Source organism: Streptomyces sp. NPDC093071 (assembly GCF_044754545.1).
Lineage (GTDB): Bacteria > Actinomycetota > Actinomycetes > Streptomycetales > Streptomycetaceae > Streptomyces.
Map to the genome: position 1 here is coordinate 77,145 of NZ_JBIVPH010000009.1, position 16,744 is coordinate 93,888.

Annotated in this window: 18 protein-coding genes; 9 read left to right on the top strand and 9 right to left on the bottom strand. The window is 72.7% G+C overall.

What is annotated here, in order from left to right:
* Positions 1 to 90: 90 nt before the first annotated feature.
* The gene (locus tag ACIQD7_RS27280) at positions 91 to 756 is read right to left on the bottom strand and encodes a hypothetical protein (protein ID WP_402445005.1); all 666 of its coding nucleotides are present in this window, start codon (positions 754 to 756) and stop codon (positions 91 to 93) included.
* 136 nt (positions 757 to 892) lie between these two features.
* Positions 893 to 1,861 carry a LysR family transcriptional regulator gene (locus ACIQD7_RS27285; protein WP_205613813.1) on the bottom strand — a complete coding sequence of 323 codons (969 nt, stop codon included), beginning with the start codon at positions 1,859 to 1,861 and terminating at the stop codon, positions 893 to 895.
* A 227-nt stretch (positions 1,862 to 2,088) separates the two neighbouring features.
* Here ACIQD7_RS27285 and snpA point away from each other — a divergent pair, with 227 nt between their 5' ends.
* Positions 2,089 to 2,742 carry a snapalysin gene (gene snpA / locus ACIQD7_RS27290; protein ID WP_402445007.1) on the top strand — a complete coding sequence of 218 codons (654 nt, stop codon included), beginning with the start codon at positions 2,089 to 2,091 and terminating at the stop codon, positions 2,740 to 2,742.
* Between the two features lie 78 nt (positions 2,743 to 2,820).
* Here snpA and ACIQD7_RS27295 read toward each other — a convergent pair whose 3' ends face one another.
* Together ACIQD7_RS27295 and ACIQD7_RS27300 are read right to left on the bottom strand one after the other, a co-directional pair.
* Positions 2,821 to 3,234 (bottom strand): DUF6304 family protein, encoded by a 414-nt coding sequence (locus tag ACIQD7_RS27295; protein ID WP_121829604.1) that lies wholly within the window; start codon positions 3,232 to 3,234, stop codon positions 2,821 to 2,823.
* Between the two features lie 148 nt (positions 3,235 to 3,382).
* Positions 3,383 to 3,964, bottom strand: coding sequence for a dihydrofolate reductase family protein (locus ACIQD7_RS27300; RefSeq protein ID WP_402445009.1), 582 nt, complete (start codon positions 3,962 to 3,964; stop codon positions 3,383 to 3,385).
* 140 nt (positions 3,965 to 4,104) lie between these two features.
* Between ACIQD7_RS27300 and ACIQD7_RS27305 the strand changes: the two genes are divergently transcribed.
* On the top strand, positions 4,105 to 4,680 hold the full coding sequence (locus tag ACIQD7_RS27305) for a TetR/AcrR family transcriptional regulator (RefSeq protein ID WP_402445011.1): 576 nt from the start codon (positions 4,105 to 4,107) through the stop codon (positions 4,678 to 4,680).
* A gap of 24 nt (positions 4,681 to 4,704) precedes the next feature.
* On the opposite strand, the gene ACIQD7_RS27310 is transcribed toward ACIQD7_RS27305, so the two are convergent.
* Both ACIQD7_RS27310 and ACIQD7_RS27315 read right to left on the bottom strand, forming a co-directional pair.
* Positions 4,705 to 5,748 carry a family 2 encapsulin nanocompartment cargo protein polyprenyl transferase gene (locus ACIQD7_RS27310; protein ID WP_402445012.1) on the bottom strand — a complete coding sequence of 348 codons (1,044 nt, stop codon included), beginning with the start codon at positions 5,746 to 5,748 and terminating at the stop codon, positions 4,705 to 4,707.
* A gap of 104 nt (positions 5,749 to 5,852) precedes the next feature.
* Positions 5,853 to 7,268 (bottom strand): family 2B encapsulin nanocompartment shell protein, encoded by a 1,416-nt coding sequence (locus ACIQD7_RS27315; protein WP_121829608.1) that lies wholly within the window; start codon positions 7,266 to 7,268, stop codon positions 5,853 to 5,855.
* A 253-nt stretch (positions 7,269 to 7,521) separates the two neighbouring features.
* On the opposite strand from ACIQD7_RS27315, the gene ACIQD7_RS27320 reads away from it, so the two are divergent.
* Both ACIQD7_RS27320 and ACIQD7_RS27325 read left to right on the top strand, forming a co-directional pair.
* On the top strand, positions 7,522 to 8,112 hold the full coding sequence (locus ACIQD7_RS27320) for an N-acetylmuramoyl-L-alanine amidase (protein WP_202528258.1): 591 nt from the start codon (positions 7,522 to 7,524) through the stop codon (positions 8,110 to 8,112).
* Positions 8,113 to 8,253: 141 nt separating this feature from the next.
* Complete coding sequence (locus ACIQD7_RS27325; RefSeq protein ID WP_402445015.1) at positions 8,254 to 9,174, top strand: 1-aminocyclopropane-1-carboxylate deaminase/D-cysteine desulfhydrase; 921 nt, start codon at positions 8,254 to 8,256, stop codon at positions 9,172 to 9,174.
* Here ACIQD7_RS27325 and ACIQD7_RS27330 read toward each other — a convergent pair.
* The gene (locus ACIQD7_RS27330) at positions 9,150 to 10,748 is read right to left on the bottom strand and encodes a Na+/H+ antiporter (RefSeq protein ID WP_402445017.1); all 1,599 of its coding nucleotides are present in this window, start codon (positions 10,746 to 10,748) and stop codon (positions 9,150 to 9,152) included. The two genes, ACIQD7_RS27325 and ACIQD7_RS27330, sit on opposite strands and share 25 nt — an antisense overlap.
* Positions 10,749 to 10,810: 62 nt before the next feature.
* On the opposite strand from ACIQD7_RS27330, the gene ACIQD7_RS27335 reads away from it, so the two are divergent.
* From ACIQD7_RS27335 to ACIQD7_RS27345, 3 genes are all read left to right on the top strand, one after another.
* Positions 10,811 to 11,071 (top strand): UBP-type zinc finger domain-containing protein, encoded by a 261-nt coding sequence (locus ACIQD7_RS27335; RefSeq protein WP_053649478.1) that lies wholly within the window; start codon positions 10,811 to 10,813, stop codon positions 11,069 to 11,071.
* A 274-nt stretch (positions 11,072 to 11,345) separates the two neighbouring features.
* Positions 11,346 to 11,759: an anti-sigma regulatory factor gene (locus ACIQD7_RS27340; RefSeq protein ID WP_019889334.1), complete on the top strand. Its 414-nt coding sequence runs from the start codon at positions 11,346 to 11,348 to the stop codon at positions 11,757 to 11,759.
* The gene (locus ACIQD7_RS27345; protein WP_402445188.1) at positions 11,648 to 12,811 is read left to right on the top strand and encodes a SigB/SigF/SigG family RNA polymerase sigma factor; all 1,164 of its coding nucleotides are present in this window, start codon (positions 11,648 to 11,650) and stop codon (positions 12,809 to 12,811) included. The genes ACIQD7_RS27340 and ACIQD7_RS27345 overlap by 112 nt, the downstream gene beginning before the upstream one ends.
* A gap of 99 nt (positions 12,812 to 12,910) precedes the next feature.
* Here ACIQD7_RS27345 and ACIQD7_RS27350 read toward each other — a convergent pair whose 3' ends face one another.
* Positions 12,911 to 13,378 (bottom strand): hypothetical protein, encoded by a 468-nt coding sequence (locus ACIQD7_RS27350; RefSeq protein ID WP_402445019.1) that lies wholly within the window; start codon positions 13,376 to 13,378, stop codon positions 12,911 to 12,913.
* A gap of 102 nt (positions 13,379 to 13,480) precedes the next feature.
* Here ACIQD7_RS27350 and ACIQD7_RS27355 point away from each other — a divergent pair, with 102 nt between their 5' ends.
* Both ACIQD7_RS27355 and ACIQD7_RS27360 read left to right on the top strand, forming a co-directional pair.
* Positions 13,481 to 14,449, top strand: a complete 969-nt coding sequence (locus ACIQD7_RS27355) for a diacylglycerol/lipid kinase family protein (RefSeq protein WP_402445021.1) — start codon at positions 13,481 to 13,483, stop codon at positions 14,447 to 14,449.
* A gap of 317 nt (positions 14,450 to 14,766) precedes the next feature.
* Positions 14,767 to 15,024 (top strand): WhiB family transcriptional regulator, encoded by a 258-nt coding sequence (locus tag ACIQD7_RS27360; RefSeq protein ID WP_003953983.1) that lies wholly within the window; start codon positions 14,767 to 14,769, stop codon positions 15,022 to 15,024.
* A 152-nt stretch (positions 15,025 to 15,176) separates the two neighbouring features.
* Here ACIQD7_RS27360 and ACIQD7_RS27365 read toward each other — a convergent pair whose 3' ends face one another.
* Positions 15,177 to 16,643, bottom strand: coding sequence for a sensor histidine kinase (locus ACIQD7_RS27365; RefSeq protein WP_121829615.1), 1,467 nt, complete (start codon positions 16,641 to 16,643; stop codon positions 15,177 to 15,179).
* Positions 16,644 to 16,744 lie beyond the last annotated feature (101 nt).

Below are 16,744 nucleotides of genomic sequence, written 5' to 3' on the forward strand. Positions count from 1 at the left end.
CGTGCGGCAGCTCCTCCCAGGCGGTACCGGCGAACTCCGCCCGTGCGCCGGGCGGCAGGGGGCCGGGAGGGTCCGGTGTCGTTGCGTCGCTCATGGCCGCAGTGTTCCAGCCGGTTCCGTGCCCGGCGGCGGGAGCGTCGGCCGGCCGGACAGGTCCAGGGCCCGGGCGAGGGCCCCGTGAAGACGGGTCGCGTGGGTGGGGAGGTGGGTGGTCGCCCATCGGGCGGTCAGGTGGAGGAAGGCCGTCAGGTCGTGTTCCGCGGTGGTGAGGAGACGGCGCAGGTCGGTGAGGGGGAGGTCGATCACCGGACTGTCCTCGCGGTCCGCGTCGACGGTGAGGCGGGCCCGGGCGCCGGTCCGTTCGGCGGTCGGGAAGGGGTCGTGGCCGAAGGAGGCCGCCCCGTCGCCGTCGACAACCTCCGACCAGTCGCCGCGCTCTTCCAGGCCGTTGCAGCACCCCGGGGACAGGACGACGCCGGTCTCCGTGTCGGTGACCTGCAGGCCGCCGGGGACGAAGAGGTCGTCCAGGGTGAGCAGGCCGTGGAGGAGGGACCCCAGCGGGTCCTGCGGCTTTCGCGATCCGTCCTCCGGCTCGATGTCGTTGGCCATCGCGATGCTCATGACGGCGGTACCGATCTCGGCCGGCGTCAGGTCGCCACTCAGGGGCAGGAAGCCGTACGGGGCGAGGGCCGCCACCGGCCACAGGTCGAAGCCGGCGGTCGGGCGGGTCTCCAGGACGGGGTGCAGGGTGATCACCCGGAGAGTGTGCGTCGGCGCGCGGCGGGCGGGCCAGGGATTTCCGGGGCGTGGGGACGGGTGCGGGCACAGACACCGGCGCGGGTACGGACACGGGTACGGGCACAAGAGCGGACACCGGCACGGACACCGCCGTTCACACCGGCGTCAGGCACGGCCCCACCGACAGGCCCGCCGCCGCCCCCTGTCCCCGTAACCATTCGCGGTACGGGGCCGCGCGCAGGGCCGCCTCGCGGTAGGCGGCGGCGAGTTCCGCGTACAGGACGTCCAGGGGCGCGCCGGGGCGCGCGTACAGCAGGAGGCGGACGGCCAGGGGGTCGCCGCGCAGGGGGCGGACGGCCATGTCCTCGCGCGGGCCCGAGGTGGGCTGGCAGGGGGCGACGGCCTCGCCGAGGACGATGAGCGAGGCGGCCGTGTGGTAGTCGCCGTGCAGCAGCGGCGGGTCGATCCCGGCGGCGTGCAGGACCCGGCGCAGGCCGTCCCATTCGCCGTCGACGGTCGGGTCGACCATCCAGTGGTCGTCGGCGAGGTCGGTGAGGTCCACGACGGGCCGGGCGGCGGCCGGGTGGTCGCGGGCCATGGAGACGAACTGCGGTTCGCGGGCGACCAGGACCCGTCCCGTGAGGCCCTCGGGGACCTGTAACGGGCAGCCCTCCACCTCGTGCACGAAGGCCACGTCGAGCTGCCCGGCGGCGACCATGCGGAGCAGTGCGTGGGCGGAGACGTCCACCCGCAGGCCGACCTCGGTGCCGGGCAGCCGCTGGCGGAGCCGGCGCAGCCAGCCGGGGAGTGCCCGGCTGGCGGTGGAGCCGACGCGGAGCCCGGGGCCGCCGGCCCGGGCGGCCGCGGCCCGGGTCTCGGTGACGAGCGCGGCCATGTCGGCGACCAGGGGGCGGGCCCGGCTGAGCAGCGAGCGGCCGAGCGGGGTGGGGCGGCAGCCGGTGCGGCCGCGCGAAAAGAGCTCGGCGCCCAGGGAGTTCTCGATCCGGCGCAGCTGGGTGGTCAACGAGGGCTGGCTCATGCCCAGTTGACGTGCCGCTTTGTGCAGGCTGCCCGCGTCCGCGATGGCGCAGAGCGCGCGCAGATGTCTCACCTCCAGCTCCATGCCCCGAGGGTAGGGCGGCTCCCTGAGTCGCACCAGATACCCGGAACCCCTCAATCACCTTTCATTCCAAGGTCGTTGGGGAGGAGGAGGGAAATGATGCGGTGAGGGAGGGAGGTGATGCGGTGGAGGAGGGAGGTGATGCGGTGGGGCTATCGGCGGTTGACATCATCCCCGCGCGTCCCGGCTCCCCCCAGACTCTCCCCAACCCCACACAGGAGGAGCCCCCCATGCCTCGTTCCAAGGTCCTCGCCTCCGCGCTGACCACCGCCCTCGGCCTCGGTCTCGCCGTCTCCCTCGGCGCGTCCCCGGCCGCCGCCGCGCCCGACGACCGGGCCGTGTCCCCCGCCAACGGCAAGGTGGCGTACGCCGGTTCGGCCGAGGAGGCCAAGGCCAACCAGGCCTTCTTCGACGCCGTCGTGAAGTCGGTGGCGAAGAAGCGGGCCGCCGCCCCCGGCGCGGCCGCCGTCACGGTCGTCTACAGCGCCTCCAACGCGCCGAGCTTCCGCACCCAGATCGCCCGCTCGACCCAGATATGGAACAGCTCGGTGGTGAACGTCCGGCTCGTCGAGGGCAGCAACCCCGACTTCCGCTACTACGAGGGGAACGACTCCCGCGGCTCGTACGCCAGCACCGACGGCCACGGCAGCGGCTACATCTTCCTCGACTACCGGCAGAACCAGCAGTACGACTCCACCCGGGTGACCGCCCACGAGACCGGGCACGTCCTCGGGCTCCCGGACCGCTACAGCGGTCCGTGCAGCGAGCTGATGTCGGGCGGCGGCCCCGGCACGTCCTGCCGGAACGCCCAGCCGAACGCGCAGGAGCGGGCGCGCGTCGACCAGTTGTGGCGCTACGGCCTCGCCTCGGCCTTCAAGGGCTGACGGGCAGGACCGGTACGAGTACGGCGGCGGCGTCCCTCCCCGGGCGCCGCCGTCCCCGTTTCCGGGGCTTTCGGGCCGTCAGGCCGGCTGGAGGAGCCGACGGCCGAAGTCCGCGCCGGGCGGCAGCTGGCGCCGGACCCGGTCGAGGGCCCCCTCGAAGTCGCCCCCCGCGACGCACGCCTCGAAGGCGGCGCCGCCGTAGTGCAGCGCGAGGCTGAGGTCGGACCGCTCGCCGAGGGTCAGCAGACAGCTCAGCGTGGCCTGTTGGGAGGCGCCGTCCACGACGACGGGGAGCGGCAGGTCCCATTCCAGGACACAGCCGGTGAGGGCCTGCCCGTCCGCGGCCGCGAGCGCGGCGAAGCTCTCGCCCGCGTACTCGGCCCCCCTGATCCGGACGGCGACGCGCCGCCCGTCGGCCGTGATGACGATCGCTTCCGCGCCGCTGCGGTCCCGGTACCAGCCGGTCCAGACTTCCGTCGACTCCGATGACATGCGCGGACTGTAGCGGTATGACCGGCTCCACCGCGCGTCCGGTCGCCCCGGGGCCGGACTTCTCCCGGTCTCGCCGCTCTTGCCGGTCACGTGCGGTGTCGCGGCTTCCGGCACCTTCGTACGCCTCCGGCCGCCCCGTACGTCCGTGCTACCGCTTCCTGGAGTACGTGCGGACGACCACGCCGTTGTCGAAGGCGCGCACGTCGTCCAGCGTGAAGTCCCGGGGCTCGAAACCGGCGCCGAACATCGGCATTCCGGTGCCGTACACCTGCGGGTAGGTCTTGATGATCAGCTCGTCGATCTCGTCGACGAGCTCCCCGGCGATGGTCGAGCCGCCGCAGAGCCAGACGCCCAGCGGGCCGTCCTCGGCCTTGAGTTCGCGGACGCGGCCGACCAGGTCGTCGTGGATCAGCTCGACGTTCGGGTGGGGCGACTCGGTCAGGGAGCGGGTGGCGACGAACTCGCGCAGGTGGTTGTAGGGGCTGGTGACACCGACGTCCAGGGCGAGCCGGTACGACCCGCTCCCCTGCACGACGGTGTCGAAGTGCTTGTTGGGGCCGTCGACGCCGAAGGCCTCCCGGCCCTGGGTGGGGATCGTCTCGGGGTATTCGGCTCCCATCCACTGGGCGTACGGCCCCTCGGTGAACTTGAACATGGAGGTGGCGTCGCCCTCGGGGTCGCCGATGAAGCCGTCGATGGTGCAGGCGATGTAGTAGGTGAGCTTGCGCAAACCGGTCCTCTTCCTCGGGGGTGCTCGGGGGTGCTGGACGTGGCCGCTCTCGCAACCACGACAGTTATAGTGCTTCATCTGTAGTGGTTACGCAAGCCCTATCGTCGAGGCGCACACGCTCAGCACGGATGGAGCCCCACGTGGCGAGAAACCCGGAACGCCGTACGACCCTGCTCGACGCCGCGATCGAGGTACTGGCGGACGAAGGCGCCCGCGGTCTGACCTTCCGGGCGGTCGACGCCCGGGCCGGAGTCCCCACGGGCACCTCGTCCAACTACTTCAGCGACCGGGACCTGCTGCTCTCCCAGGTCGCCGACCGGATCTTCGTCCGGCTGACCCCGGCCCCCGGCGCCATCGACACCGCCCTGCGGCCCGAACCCAGCAGGGAGCTGGTGGTCGAGCTGATGCGCTGGCTCGCCCGGCGCATGGCGGCCGAACGCGCCTGCTACCTGGGGCTCTTCGAACTGCGCCTCGAAGCCGTGCGCCGGCCGGAGCTGCGGAGCCGGCTCACCGGGGTGCTCCGCTCCGACCTGGACGAGAACGTCCGGCTGCACCTCGACTCCGGGATGCCCGGGGACGCGGACACGGTCCGGCTGCTCTACTTCGCCCTCACCGGGCTGCTGCTCGACCACTTCACCGTCCCCGACCTGCACGGCGAACGGGACCTGGACGACCTGATCGAGACCGTGGTCACCCGCGTCGTCCCCGAGGCCTGACCGTCCCGGGCGCCGGGACGGGACTCAGCGCGTGCGCCGGGTGACGAACTCCGCCAGGGAGAGCAGGTCCCCCGCGGCCGCCAGGTCCGGGACCGCCTGCGCCAGGTACTCGACGGCCCGGCCCATGCGCTCGGCCGCCTGGGCCTGCGCCCAGTCGCGCCCGCCGGCCCGCTCCACCGCGTCCGCCGCCGCCCGCACCCCCGCCACGTCGAGGACCGGCCGGGAGTACAGCTCGGCCAGCTCCTCCCCCGCCGGGGTCCCGGAGGCGAGCGCCGCCACCACGGGCAGCGACTTCTTGTAGGCGGCCAGGTCGGCCCCGGCCGGCTTGCCCGTGCGCTCCGGGTCCCCCCAGATCCCGATGAGGTCGTCGATCAGCTGAAAGGCGAGCCCCGCCTCCCGGCCGAAGGCGTCCATCGCCGCGACCTCCTCCTCGTCCGCGCCGGCGTAGAGCGCGCCGAGGGCGCAGGCGCAGCCGAGCAGCGCGCCGGTCTTGGCGGTGGCCATGGCCGTGCACTCGTCGAGGGAGACCTCGCGCGGGCCGCGCTGCTCGAAGGCGCAGTCCGCCTGCTGTCCCGCGCAGAGCTCGATGATGCAGGCGGCGAGGCGCGCGGAGGCGGCCGCCGAGGCGGGGTGCGGGTCCTCGGCGAGCAGCCGCAGGGCGAGCGCGCTCATCGCGTCGCCCGCTATCAGCGCGTCCGGGATGCCGAAGACCGTCCAGGCCGTGGGCCGGTGGCGCCGGGTCGGGTCCCCGTCGACGATGTCGTCGTGGAGCAGGGTGAAGTTGTGGGCGAGCTCCACCGCGGCGGCGGCCTTCACGGCCCGGGCCTCCTCGGCGCCGAGCGCGCGGGCCGCGGCGAGGACGAGGGCGGGCCGGATGGCCTTGCCCGCCTGCTCGGCGGCCGGGGTGCCGTCGGCGTGCTCCCACCCGAAGTGGTACATCGCCACCCGGCGTATGGAGCCGGGCAGGGTCTCGACGGTCGAGCGGAGCTGGGGCTGGACGGCCGTCCGCGTCCGGTCCAGGAGCGTCACGGCCCCCTGGCCGCCGGTGGCGGCATCCGCGCTGGTCATGGTCACGGTCACTTCCTTCGCGTCCTTCGCGGCGGTCGTCCGCCGCGGCGGGCCGGGAGCGCCCGGCGGCGGGGGGTCCGCCCCCGCCGCCGGGCGTCACGGGCTCAGCGCCAGCGGCTGACCTCGACGTTCTCCAGGACGCCGAGCGCGTCCGGGACGAGGACCGCCGCCGAGTAGTAGGCGGTGACCAGGTAGGAGATGATCGCCTGCTCGTCGATGCCCATGAAGCGGACGGAGAGGCTGGGCTCGATCTCGTCGGGGATGCCGGTCTGGTGCAGACCGATCACGCCCTGGTCGGCCTCGCCGGTACGCATACAGATGATCGAGGTGGTGCGGGCGTCCGAGACCGGGATCTTGTTGCACGGGTAGATCGGCACGCCGCGCCAGGTCGGGATGCGGTTGCCGTTGACGTCGATGGTCTCGGGGACCAGTCCGCGCTTGTTGAGCTCGCGGCCGAAGGCGGCGATGGCGCGCGGGTGGGCGAGGAACATCTTCGAGCCCCGGCGGCGGGAGAGCAGCTCGTCCATGTCGTCCGGGCTGGGGGCGCCGTCGTGGGGCTGGATCCGCTGCTCGTAGTCGCAGTTGGAGAGGAGGCCGAACTCCTTGTTGTTGACGAGCTCGTACTCCTGGCGCTCGCGGAGCGCCTCGACCGTGAGCCGCAGCTGCTGCTCGGTCTGGTTCATCGGCTGGTTGTAGAGGTCGGCGACCCGGCTGTGGACCTTCAGCACGGTCTGGGCGACGCTCAGTTCGTACTCGCGGGGCGAGGCGTCGTAGTCGACGTACGTGTGCGGGACGACGGCCTCGCCGACGTGGCCGGCGGAGAGGTCGATGGCGGCCTCGCCGTACTTGTTGGTGCGCTGCTCGGGCAGGGCGGCGACGGTCGCGAGGTGGGCGGCGAGCGAGCCGGCCCGGTCCGCGAGGTTCCGCACGTCGGCCCGGGTGAGCTCCAGGACCGTGCAGGCGGTGGCGGCGCGGGCGGTCCACTCCCAGGTGGCGTCCTCGCGGATCAGGGAGGACTCGCCGAGGTAGGAGCCGTCGGCGAGGACGCCGAGGACGGCCTCGTCGCCGTACGGCCCCTCGCCGATCTGCTCGATCCGGCCGTGGGCGAGGAGGTACACCCGGTCCGTGGGGGCACCCGCGGCGGCGATGACCTCGCCCGCCGCGTACTCCCGCTGGGTGCAGCGGGACGCCAGCTCGGACAGCGCGTCCTCGTCCTCGTAACCGCGCAGGGCGGGGAGTTCGCCGAGTTCGGCGGGGATCACCGCGACGCGCTCTCCGGTCTGGACGAAGGTGACGCGCCCGTCCCCCACGGAGTAGCTGAGCCTCCGGTTCACCCGGTACGTGCCGCCCTGCACCTGGACCCACGGCAGCGCCCGCAGCAGCCACCGGGAGGTGATCTCCTGCATCTGCGGGGCCGACTTGGTGGTCGTGGCGAGGTTCCGCGCGGCGGCGGTGCCGAGACTCTGCTGCGGCGCCTGCTGCTCCGCGCGGACCTCGTCGCCAACCGAACCTACGGACATGGAACTCCCTCTCGTATGACTGAGTTGCGAGAGCAGCCTTTCAGTACGCAGCGTGTCGGCGCCATTACACAATCGAGTGGGACTGTTCGAAGATCTTCGGGGCATGTCACTGGTTTTCCATCCGGACAGTCCAGTCACGGCGGCCCCTCCGGCCCCCTGTCCGGATCGGCTCGCACACCGTCCGAACGGATGGCGGCGGAGCGGCGGACTCCGGTACTCCGGAACCCCACCCGTCCTCCGGAAGGAGTCAGCCATGGCTGCACCCATGTCCGCGAACAGGTTCCTCACCGCGCTGCGCGCCGAGGGCCTCGCGGTCGTCCAGGTAGGCGACTGGTCCACCCACAACCGCAACCACAAGGGCCCCTGGGGCCCGGTGCACGGCGTGATGATCCACCACACCGTGACCCGGGGCACCGCCGGCACCGTCCGCATCTGCCGGGACGGCTACGCGGGCCTGCCCGGGCCGCTCTGCCACGGCGTGATCGCCAAGGACGGCACGGTCCACCTCGTCGGCTACGGCCGCGCCAACCACGCCGGGCTCGGCGACGACGAGGTGCTCCGGGCGGTCATCGCCGAGCGCCGCCTGCCCCCGGACGACGAGGCCACCACGGACGGCAACCGGCACTTCTACGGCTTCGAGTGCGAGAACCTCGGGGACGGCGTGGATCCGTGGCCGAAGGTCCAGCTGGAGGCCATCGCGAAGGCGGCCGCGGCCGTGTGCCGAGTGCACGGCTGGACCCACCGGTCGGTCATCGGCCACCTGGAGTGGCAGCCGGGCAAGTCGGATCCGAGAGGCTTCACGATGGCCTCCATGCGGGAGCGGATCGCCGAGCGGATGCGGTGATCCGCGCTTCCGGCCGCCCTCCTCCCGCGTCCCCACCTGCCCTCCGCCCGCGTCCCCCGCCCGCCCTCCGCCCGCGCCTCCACCTGCCGCTTCCGGCCGCCCTCCGCCGTCCCGAGCGCGGCCCGGCGGCACAATGGCCGGGTGAACGCGTTCGACCTCTCCCGGCTGCGGCCCCGGCTCCCCTCGCCCCTGGAGCCGGTGGAGGACGAACGTTTCGCCCGGCGCGGCCTCACGCTGCTCCTGAAGCGCGAGGACCTCATCCACCCGGACCTGCCCGGCAACAAGTGGCGCAAGCTCGCGCTCAACCTGGAGGCGGCGGCCGGGCGGCCCGTGCTCACCTTCGGCGGGGCGTACTCCAACCACCTGCGGGCGACGGCGGCCGCCGGCAGGCTGCTCGGCTTCCCCACGGTCGGGGTGGTCCGGGGCGACGAGCTGGCCGGACGCCCGCTCAACCCCTCCCTCGCGCGGTGCGCGGCGGACGGGATGCGCCTGGAGTTCGTGGACCGGTCCACGTACCGCGCGAAGAGCGATCCCGCCGTCCTCGCGGCGCTCCTGGAGCGCGCGCCCGCGGGCGCGTACGTGGTCCCGGAGGGCGGCAGCAACGCGCTCGCCGTGCGCGGCTGCGCGGAGCTGGGCCGGGAGCTGGCGGGGGCGGCGGACGCGGTCGCCGTCGCCTGCGGGACGGGCGGCACCCTGGCGGGCCTGGCGGCCGGTCTCGGCCCCGGGCGGCGGGCCCTCGGCTTCCCGGTCCTCAAGGGGGGCTTCCTGGGCGGGGAGGTCCGGGCCCTCCAGGAAGCGGCGTTCGGCGGTCCGCGCGGCGACTGGTCCCTGGACGAGCGCTTCCACGGCGGGGGCTACGCGCGCGTGTCCCCGGCTCTGGAGGCGTTCACACAGGACTTCGAGAAACGGCATGAACTCGCCATCGAGCGACTGTATGTGGCCAAAATGCTGCACGGCCTGGTGACCCTGGCCGAGGAGGGCGCGTTCCCGCCGGGCACCCGGATCGCGGCGGTGGTCACGGGCGCCCCGGACGGGGCTCAGCCGTCCGCCTCCTCGCGGTAGGCGGCCGCCTCCTCCAGGTCGAGGCGGCGGAGCAGGGTGCGCATCATCTCGTCGTCGATCCGGCGCTCGTCGCGGAGCCGCACGAAGACCTCCCGCTCGGCGGCGATCATCTCGCGCGCGAGGCGCCGGTAGGTGTCGTCGGCGGTCTCGCCGGTGGTCTCGTTGACCGAGCCGAGCCGCTCCCAGACGGCGTTGCGGCGCCGTTCGAGGACGGTGCGCAGCCGGTCCGCGAGGGGCTCCGGCAGGGCGTTGCGCTCGTCCGCGAGCAGCGCGTCCAGGCGCTCCTCGGCGGCCCGCGAGGCCTCGCTCTGGGCCTGCGCCTCGGCCAGCGTCTCGGCGTACCGGTCGCGGCCGGGGAGCTTCAGGAGCCGGATGAGGGGCGGCAGGGTGAGGCCCTGCACCACCAGGGTGCCGATCACGGTGGTGAAGGTGAGGAAGAGGACCAGGTTGCGGGCGGGGAACTCCTCGCCGTCGGCGACGACGGGGATGGAGAAGGCGATGGCGAGCGAGACCACCCCGCGCATCCCGGCCCAGCCGACGACCAGCGGCGCCCGCCAGTCCACCCCGGGCTCCCGCTCCCGGACGCGGGCGGAGAGCCACCGGGGCAGGAAGGTCGCCGGGTAGACCCAGACGAAGCGGACCAGGACGACGGCGACGAAGACGCCGACCGCGTACCCGGCCGCCTCGCCGACGCCGTACCGGCCGAGGCCCTGGACGACGTACGGGAGTTGGAGGCCGATCAGGGCGAAGACGGCGGATTCGAGGATGAAGGCGACCATCTTCCACACGGCCTCCTCCTGGAGCCGCGTGGCGAAGTCGACCTGCCAGGCGCGGTGGCCGAGGAAGAGGCCGACCACGACGACGGCGAGGACCCCGGAGGCGCCGACCTCCTCGGCGGCCGCGTAGGCGACGAAGGGGACGAGGAGGGCGAGGGTGCTCCGGAGCAGGGATTCCCGCAGGTGGACGCGGAGCCAGTGGATGGGGACCATCAGGACCAGGCCGACGCCGATGCCGCCGACGGCCGCGAGCGCGAACTCCCCGACCCCGCCGGCCCAGGTGACGCCCTCGCCGACGGCCGCCGCGAGGGCGACCTTGTAGGCGGTGATCGCGGTGGCGTCGTTCACCAGGGACTCGCCCTGGAGGATCGTGGTGATCCGGTTCGGCAGGCCCAGCTTGCGGGCGATGGCGGTGGCGGCGACCGCGTCCGGCGGGGCGATCACCGCGCCGAGCACGAGGGCTGCGGTGAGCGGCAGGTCGGGCACGAGGACGTACGCGAGCCAGCCGACGGCCACGGTCGCGAAGAGGACGTACCCGACGGAGAGCAGGGCGACGGGCCGGACGTTGGCCCGCAGGTCGAGGTAGGAGGAGTCGACGGCGGCCGTGTAGAGGAGTGGGGGCAGGATCAGCGGCAGCACGACGTGCGGGTCGAGCGTGTAGTCGGGAACGCCCGGGACGTACGAGGCGGCGAGGCCCACGGCGACCAGGAGCAGCGGGGCGGGCACCGGGGTCCGGCGGGCCGCCCCCGCGATCGCGGCGCTCGCCGCCACCAGTCCCACCAGTTGCAGTGCGTCCATGCCCGTCCGTCCGCCCTCTCGTCCGTACCGCCTCGTCCGTACCGCGACGTAACCTGGCCATCATGAGCGAGTGCCCGCACCTTGCCGAACTGCCGCGCCCCGAACCGGCGCCGCTGACCGACACCTGTCCCGAGTGCCTGGCGGACGGAACGCATCCGGTCCAGCTGCGGCTCTGCCTGACCTGCGGGCACGTGGGCTGCTGCGACTCCTCGGCGGGACGCCACGCGACCGCGCACTTCTCCTCGACCGGGCACCCGGTGATGCGGACCTTCGAGCCGGGCGAGCGGTGGCGCTGGTGCTTCGTGGACGGTGCGATCGTCTGACGGTTGCGCGGCGCGCGGTTCGACGGGCTCCCGCGTGGGTACGTCACCCCTCCGCCGGTCGCTCGGTTCCGTTGTCCACAGGCCTTCGTCCACCGTCCGCACCCAGGGGCCTACCATGGGTGACGGGCCGTGACGGGGTCGGAGAACGCACGGCGACACGGCGGGACGGATCGCGATAGCGTCACGGCGGACTGCGCAGCCCCCTGCGTACCGCCCGGTTCGGGGGCCTCTACCCCCGAGCCCCGAATGAGTTTGTGCCACCTTGGAGGTGAGGGTGTCCCAGATCGCAGGCGAGCCCGGGACCCAGGACTTCGTGGAAGTCCGGCTGCCCGCTGCGGGTGCCTATCTGTCCGTGCTGCGTACGGCCACGGCCGGCCTCGCGGCGCGCTTGGACTTCACCCTCGACGAGATCGAGGACTTGCGGATCGCGGTCGACGAGGCCTGCGCCATCCTGCTCCAGCAGGCCGTGCCCGGATCCGTCCTCAGCTGCGTCTTCCGGCTGGTCGACGACTCGCTGGACGTGACGGTCTCCGCCCCGACGACGGACGGCCGTGCTCCCGAGCGGGACACCTTCGCCTGGACGGTGCTGTCGGCGCTGGCCGGGAAGGTGGAGTCGTCGGTGGCCGACGACCGCACGGTCTCGATCAGCCTGTACAAACAGCGCGGCGCGGGGCCAGGCCCGGCGTGAGGAGCGGGGACGCGACGGCCGGCATCCCCGGGCAGAAGGCGCGGCCGCATGAGGTCGCTACGGAGCGGGCGGACCAGATGAGCGAGCACGAGCAGCAGCACGAGGGTGCCGGGACGCCGGGCGTCCCCGGGGTCTCCGCGGGTTCCGAGGCGCCCGCGGAGGCTTCCGGGCCCCCGGAGCCCGGCGCCGTCGGGCACGAGGACGGGGCCGGGGCCGGGGAGAAGGACGCTTCCCCGGACGACGACGGGACCGGCGACGGGGCCGGCGAGGCGCCGGAGACCCGCGCCGCCCCCGCCCCGCACGACCGGAACGGCGCCCGCGCCCTCTTCGTCGAGCTGCGCGAGCTGCCCGAGGGCTCCCCCCAGAAGGCGGAGCTGCGCAACCGGCTGGTGCGGATGCACCTGCCGCTGGTGGAGCACCTGGCCCGGCGCTTCCGCAACCGCGGCGAGCCGCTGGACGACCTGACGCAGGTGGCGACGATCGGCCTGATCAAGTCGGTGGACCGGTTCGACCCGGAGCGCGGGGTCGAGTTCTCGACGTACGCGACGCCCACGGTCGTCGGCGAGATCAAGCGCCACTTCCGGGACAAGGGCTGGGCGGTACGGGTGCCCCGCCGGCTCCAGGAGCTGCGGCTCTCGCTGACCACGGCCACGGCGGAGCTCTCCCAGCAGCACGGCCGCTCCCCGACCGTGCACGAGCTGGCCGAGCGGCTGGGAATCTCGGAGGAGGAGGTCCTGGAGGGGCTGGAGTCGGCGAACGCCTACTCGACGCTCTCCCTGGACGTCCCGGACACCGACGACGAGTCGCCCGCGGTGGCGGACACGCTGGGCGCGGAGGACGAGGCCCTGGAAGGGGTCGAGTACCGCGAGTCGCTCAAGCCGCTCCTGGAGGACCTGCCGCCCCGGGAGAAGCGGATCCTGCTGCTTCGCTTCTTCGGGAACATGACCCAGTCGCAGATCGCGCAGGAGGTGGGCATCTCGCAGATGCACGTCTCCCGGCTGCTCGCCCGGACGCTCGCCCAGCTGCGGGAGAAGCTTCTGGTGGAGGAGTAGGACCCGCCGCTGTCCGTTCGCTTGCCCCGCTTACAGAGCTCTATGCACGGGATCCCCACCGGCGTTCTCTTCACCGGGATCTGTTCACCGGTGATCCGTTCACGGGGTGTCCTGGCCGGGGCGCCGGATGCCGAGCGCCTCGGTCGTGGCCGGGCTCACCAGGAGGACGAGTCCGGTGACGGCCAGGACGGCGAGGACGGCGCCCGCCGGGATCAGCGCGCTGTTCGCCTGGAGCATCTGCCAGGCGACCGGCAGGGCCAGGATCTGGGTGATGACGGCCGGGCCCCGGCTCCAGGAGCGGCACAGCCACAGGCCGCGGGCGGCGGCGAGCGGGATCAGGCCGAGCACGAGGAGGGTCACGGCGCCCGTCACCGCGCCGGTGAGGTCGCCGGACGTCCCGGTCAGGGCCTTCACCAGCATGTACACACCCCCGGCGACGAGCCCGAGCGCCTCGACGCCGGCCACGGCCGCCGCGGCGGCGAGACGGGTGGGACGAGGGGTCTGCTCCGCACCGCCGACAGGGGTCCGCTCCGTACCGCTGAGGGGGGTCTGCTCCGCACTGCTCATGGAAGGCAGGGTAGCGGGGCCGCTCCCGGGACCGCCGGGGCCGGGTGCCGCCGAGCGGGCCGGGACTGGGCCCGGTACCGCCGGGTAGGTACGCTGGCGACCATGCGCGCACTTCTCGTGGTCAATCCGGCAGCCACCACCACCAGTGCCCGCACCCGTGACGTCCTCATCCACGCGCTCGCCAGCGAGATGAAGCTGGAGGCGGTCACCACCGAGTACCGCGGACACGCGCGTGACCTGGCCCGACGGGCCGCCGACACCGGAAGCGTCGACCTGGTCGTGGCCCTCGGCGGGGACGGCACGGTCAACGAGGTGGTCAACGGACTGCTGCACGGCGGGCCCGATCCGGAGCGGCTCCCCGGCCTCGCGGTCGTCCCCGGCGGGTCGACCAACGTCTTCGCCCGCGCGCTCGGACTGCCGAACGACGCGGTGGAGGCGACCGGTGCCCTGCTCGACGCGTTGCGTGAGGAGCGAACACGTACGGTGAGCCTCGGGCTCGCCTCCGGGACGCCGGGCACGGACGACGAAGCGGTGCCGTCCCGCTGGTTCACCTTCTGCGCCGGCCTCGGTTTCGACGCGAGCGTCATCGGCCGGGTCGAACAGCAGCGGGAGCGCGGGAAGAGATCCACCCACGCCCTCTATCTGCGCCAGGTGGTGCGCCAGTTCCTGGGGGAGACGAACCGCCGGCACGGCACGATCACCCTGGAGCACCCGGGCGCGGAGCCGGTCGAGGACCTGGTCCTCTCCATAATCTGCAACACCTCCCCCTGGACCTACCTGGGCAATCGTCCGGTGTACGCGTCTCCGGAGGCCTCCTTCGAAACCGCGCTGGACGTGCTCGGACTGAGGCGTCTCTCTACCCCGGCGGTCGCCCGGTATGCCACCCAGTTGCTCACTTCGTCCCCGGAACGCGGGCCTCGCGGCAAGCACGCGGTCTCCCTGCACGATCTGACCGACTTCACCTTGCATTCGAAGGTCCCACTCCCCCTCCAGATGGACGGAGACCACCTGGGACTGCGTACGAGCGTGACGTTCACAGGCGTTCGCCGTGCACTGCGTGTGATTGTGTGAGTGGAAGGGCCCAAAGTCCTTTCACTCGAACGTTTAGGCGCGCATCCACCCCTAAGAAGTACGGCTGTGACCTAGCCGACACCGAGGAATCAAAAAAAACTTTCCAGAAGGGCTTGTATCCGCTGCCGAGGTTTGCGAGTCTCTTCTTGGCGATCGGGACGGCCCGCAAGACCGGCCTCCACTGAGAGCCAGAACCCCTCCTCAGTCCAAGGACCACACCAGTTGATCTGGCAGTCGGCCCTTCCCTTGCGGGGGGATTCGTGAAAGCGTTCACATTCACAAGCAACCTGCACGTAATACCAAGAGAGGTAGCAGCCATGGACTGGCGTCACAACGCCGTTTGTCGTGAGGAAGACCCCGAGCTGTTCTTCCCCATCGGCAACACCGGTCCTGCGCTGCTGCAGATCGAGGAAGCCAAGGCCGTCTGCCGCCGCTGCCCCGTCATGGAGCAGTGCCTGCAGTGGGCGCTCGAGTCCGGCCAGGACTCCGGCGTCTGGGGTGGCCTCAGCGAGGACGAGCGCCGCGCGATGAAGCGCCGTGCCGCTCGCAACCGGGCGCGCAACGCCAGCGCCTGACGCCCCACTCACAGCCTCAGGCGAGCGGCGCACACATCGCGTGTGCAATCACCGCCCTTGAGTCGCAGCGCGCAGTAGTAACCCACAGCATTCGAGCCCCGGACCGAATCCCCTTCGGTCCGGGGCTCGCTGCTGTGCGCCGCCGCCCGGCGCTACTTCTGCGGCTGTACGGGAATGTCGAGGACCACCTTCGTACCGCGCTCCGCGCCCGGCAGCATGTCGAAGGTTCCGCCCAACTCCCCCTCCACCAGGGTCCGTACGATCTGGAGGCCGAGGTTTCCGGCCCGCTGCGGGTCGAAGCCCTCGGGCAGGCCGCGGCCGTCGTCCTTGACCGTGATGAGGAGGCGGGCGTCGGCCCGGGCCTCGCCGCGGACGGCGGAGACCTCGACCGTGCCCTGCTCCCCCTGCGCGAAGGCGTGTTCGAGCGCGTTCTGCAGGACCTCGGTCAGGACCATGGAGAGCGGGGTGGCGACCTCGGCGTCGAGGATGCCGAAGCGGCCGTTGCGCCGGCAGGTGACCTTGCCCGGGGAGATCTCCGCGACCATCGCGATGACGCGGTCGGCGATCTCGTCGAACTCCACGCGCTCGTCCAGGTTCTGGGACAGCGTCTCGTGGACGATGGCGATCGAACCGACGCGCCGCACGGCCTCGTTGAGGGCCTCGCGGCCCCGGTCGGAGTCCATCCGGCGGGCCTGGAGGCGCAGCAGGGCGGCCACCGTCTGGAGGTTGTTCTTCACCCGGTGGTGGATCTCCCGGATGGTGGCGTCCTTGGTGATCAACTCGCGCTCGCGGCGGCGCAGTTCGGTGACGTCCCGGAGCAGGACGAGCGAACCGATGCGGGTGCCCTTGGGCTTGAGCGGGATCGCCCGCAGCTGGATCACCCCGCCGTTGCCCTCGACCTCGAACTCGCGCGGCGCGTAGCCGGAGGCCAGGGTGACCAGGGCCTCGTCCACCGGGCCGCGGGAGGGCGCGAGTTCGGCGGTGATCTGGCCGAGGTGCTGGCCGACGAGGTCGGCGGCGAGGCCGAGCCGGTGGTAGGCGGAGAGGGCGTTGGGCGAGGCGTACTGGACGATGCCCTCCGCGTCCAGGCGGACGAGGCCGTCGCCGGCGCGGGGCGAGGAGTCCATGTCGACCTGCTCGCCGGGGAAGGGAAACGTTCCGGCGGCGATCATCTGGGCGAGGTCGGAGGCCGACTGGAGGTAGGTGAGCTCCAGGCGGGAGGGGGTGCGGACGGTCAGCAGGTTGGTGTTGCGGGCGATGACGCCGAGGACCCGGCCCTCGCGCCGCACGGGGATCGACTCGACCCGCACCGGGACCTCCTCGCGCCACTCCGGGTCGCCCTCGCGGACGATCCGGCCCTCGTCGAGGGCGGCGTCGAGCAGCGGGCGGCGGCCGCGCGGGACCAGGTGGCCGACCATGTCGTCCTGGTAGGAGGTGGGGCCGGTGTTCGGCCGCATCTGGGCGACGGAGACGTACCGCGTGCCGTCGAGGGTCGGGACCCAGAGGACGAGGTCGGCGAAGGAGAGGTCGGAGAGCAGCTGCCACTCCGACACCAGCAGGTGGAGCCACTCGAGGTCGGAGTCGCTCAGGGCGGTGTGCTGGCGCACGAGGTCGTTCATGGAGGGCACGGTGCGAGCGTACCCGCGGAATTCGGGGGCGGTGAACCTGGATCTCCGGGGCCGCGTGTTGGAGTATGGGCCGGGAAACACCGCGTTCCCGT